Annotated in this window: 4 protein-coding genes; all 4 read left to right on the forward strand. The window is 56.7% G+C overall.

The genetic code is table 11. From position 1 onward, the window contains the following. On the forward strand, positions 1-180 hold a 180-nt coding region (locus BGN95_RS06555), incomplete at its 5' end, for a hypothetical protein (protein WP_286772016.1). Beyond that, positions 173-2,023: a hypothetical protein gene (locus BGN95_RS06560; RefSeq protein WP_286772017.1), complete on the forward strand. Its 1,851-nt coding sequence runs from the start codon at positions 173-175 to the stop codon at positions 2,021-2,023. The genes BGN95_RS06555 and BGN95_RS06560, both read left to right, overlap by 8 nt. A gap of 465 nt (positions 2,024-2,488) precedes the next feature. Continuing rightward, positions 2,489-2,737: a helix-turn-helix domain-containing protein gene (locus BGN95_RS06565; RefSeq protein ID WP_286772018.1), complete on the forward strand. Its 249-nt coding sequence runs from the start codon at positions 2,489-2,491 to the stop codon at positions 2,735-2,737. A 1-nt stretch (position 2,738) separates the two neighbouring features. After that, positions 2,739-3,082: HipA N-terminal domain-containing protein (locus BGN95_RS06570; RefSeq protein WP_286772019.1), on the forward strand; the 344-nt coding region annotated here is incomplete at its 3' end.

Raw genomic sequence — 3,082 nt, forward strand, 5'->3', positions numbered from 1 at the left:
CGATCACCCCATCCTCCAATCAGATCGGGCAACCTTCAACATACAAGGGGATTGGGATTGTTTATCGCTGCGCAGATCATGGAATCGTTCGGCGGAACGATTTCCCTCTTGCCCAATCGCAATTCCGAGGGGCGTCGCCACATCTTCGAGCTTGACCTGACGAGCATCAGCCGTGGCTGATCAAGAGGGCTCATTGGGAGGGGCAGCTGCTCAAATGGAAGTGGCTGGCGCGCTGACGGCCATTGCCGCAAACGATGTGACTAATCAGCCGGGAACGGTGGCCGAAGAGGTAGGCTCTTCGGTCAACGAGCGCATGTTAGTCCTGTTCAGCGAGTTGAATATTGCCAAGGTTGTTCTGGTCGACGATCGGCTTGACCGGCCGCTTGACGCGGCACTTGTCACGAAGGCGGTCGGCGACAATGCCGAGGCCCAGAACGCCGTCGCCAGCTTCTTTCCAGATATCGACTTGAGCGATGCTAACGGCAGTCTCTACGAACAGATCGACGCGATCCTAAGCAGATTTGATAGCAACAAACGCGACGACCTTGCTGCAACGCTGGCGCAATTCGATGAAGAGGCAGCAGACACCATCGCCCAACGCCTGTTTGATCATCTTATGCCGGCAGAATTTCCTGTCGAATATCTCACGCCTGCGAAATGGGAGACGAAACGCGACGAACTTCTAGCTGAATGCAGCACTTCCGCGCGCACGCTATTTCTTTTCGATCAGCAACTTGGAACACACGGTGAAGGAACCGCGATCATCTCCAACCTTGCCCAGCAGGACAGAACTGCTTTTGGCGCAAAGTGGTTTTGCGGACTTCTATCTCATACTCTCGACAAGGGCGCAGAGGTTTCGAGGTGGAGAGAACTCTCTGAACAGAAGAGCCTTGACCTTGAGCTTTTCATGCCGATTTCCAAGCAGAACTTGAGCGATGGCGACGCATTTTACGGCGCAGTTTATCGTACAGTCGTCAACGTCTACGCCGAACGCATGAAGAATAGCGCGCTGCACGCTTTTGAGACTGCGTTTGGGCAGACGTTGGAGAAGTTCAAAAACCTCGATCCGGTCGATTTCGAGCATGTGATTGCCAATTCGTCAGAAGGCGAGGGCGTGAGTGAACTCGATACTCTGATCCGGCTTTATTCGATCATCCAACGCGACAAGGTGAAAACGGAGCTTTTGAACCAGGATCGGTTGGCCGAATTCCTGGATACGGCGCGCACCGTAAAAAGGGTCGCCGATGTTGGTCGCGGCTTATCGGACGACGCTCAAGCGCGGCTCGCTCTGCTTCGCGCTGAAGAACTGTACGAGCCCGGATCGCTGATTAACCAGTTTCGGGATCCGCTCCGTAATGGCGACATATTCGAAGTCGGAACCGGCGACAGTTTGAAGCTGTGGGTGTTGATCGGGCAACCATGCGATTTGATGGTGCGCTCCAGCGGCGAACGCGCTTACGAAGACAATTTCAAGGTAGCGGTCCTCGCGCCGATTAACGTCGGAAAAGATGGCCGACCGCCGGAGGTGAAGCATGGCCTCGGCTTTACGCTTGACCGACTCGCGGGCGGTGGACGTCAAATGGGGTTCGTGGAGTTCACCAAGGCCACGCCCGTGGCCCTCGATGTGCTTGACCTCGTAGTCCTGCGCACAGATGGCGCGTGCGAAATCGACACCTGCGCGGAGGCGCCTAGCGCTGCATTCTCAAGCGTATCGTGGGACAACCGCGCGACAAAGATGCGCACAAGGTTCAAACGGATCGCCGCAAAAATTGAGGGGGGTCGAGGTTCAGGCGGCGATAAACGAGTCAAGGAACTCGCCACCTATCTCTTGCCTCCAGCAGCGCCTGGTGCGATCATAAAGCGCCATGGCGCGTATGAGAAGGGCAGGTTTAGCTACGGAATCAAGCGCGTCCGGCGCGTGAGAGAGCCTTTCGCCGCATCCCTCTTATCAGCGTTCAGTCGCTTCCTTTCGCGAGAGGCGTATGACCATGATTTCTCGGCGGAACGAAGATCGGGCAGCTAGCCCAAGCTTCGCTTGCGCGCACCGCGCCGCGATCATCGGAGTGCACGTGGCCAGTAGTCCGCTTCAGCGCCGCGTCTACGAGCGATGCCTTGACGTCCCTATTTGCTTCGATCGGGATCATCACACTTCCGTCGTTCAGATATTGCAAATACGACACCCCATGTGCGGAATCGCGCCAAAGTCGTGTGGATCAGCATCGAAATGCCACCCCGCCAAAGCAGGGATAAGTCGTTGGAAATGCTTGAAAGTCGAGAAACGATTGGGGTTTAGATCGGCGCCGATCAGGACCCCGAGATGCCGCCTGTTTCTATAGGAATATCAATCACTTGTGGCGGAAGCGCGAAGGATTCCGCTTCCACACCGATCTACAGTTATCCCCTACAGGACATAAACAAAGGATATACCTTATGGGGTATATTGCAAGATTATGTCTTTTAGGGCATAGGGGTCAGGAAAGGTGGCGCTATGGCCCAACTGATCCGCACTCCGAAACAACTCGGCGTTGTCATCCGCAACGCCCGCGCGCGTAGCGGCTTGACCCAACAGGCGCTCGCCGACCGTGTCGGCACCGGCCAGAAGACGGTCTCACGGATCGAGAATGGTCATGACGGAACGCGCATGGATACCCTCTTCGCCATCATTGCCGCTCTCGACATGGACCTTCAACTCGGCCCGCGCAGCAAGGGCGGCAAGGACATCAGCGAGATCTTCTGACATGCCACGCCACAAGACTCACGTCCCTCTGAACGTGTTGATCAACAATCGTCTGGTCGGCCGGTTCGAGAAAGAACCAAGCGGCGCGGTGTCGTTTCAATATGACGGAAGCTGGCTCGACTGGGACCATGCTTTCGCCGCCTCCTTGTCCTTGCCACTCCGCAAAACCGCCTATCGCGGCGCGCCCGTCATCGCGGTTTTCGACAATTTGCTTCCGGACAGCGCCAACATTCGCAGGCGCATCGCCGAGCGGACAGGTGCCGAAGGCGTTGATCCTTACAGCCTGCTGGCCCGGATCGGCCGCGATTGCGTCGGCGCCATGCAGTTCTTGCCCGATGGCGAAAG

The organism is Sphingomonas sp. 66-10 (genome assembly GCF_001897045.1).
Taxonomy (GTDB): Bacteria; Pseudomonadota; Alphaproteobacteria; order Sphingomonadales; family Sphingomonadaceae; genus Sphingomonas; species Sphingomonas lycopersici.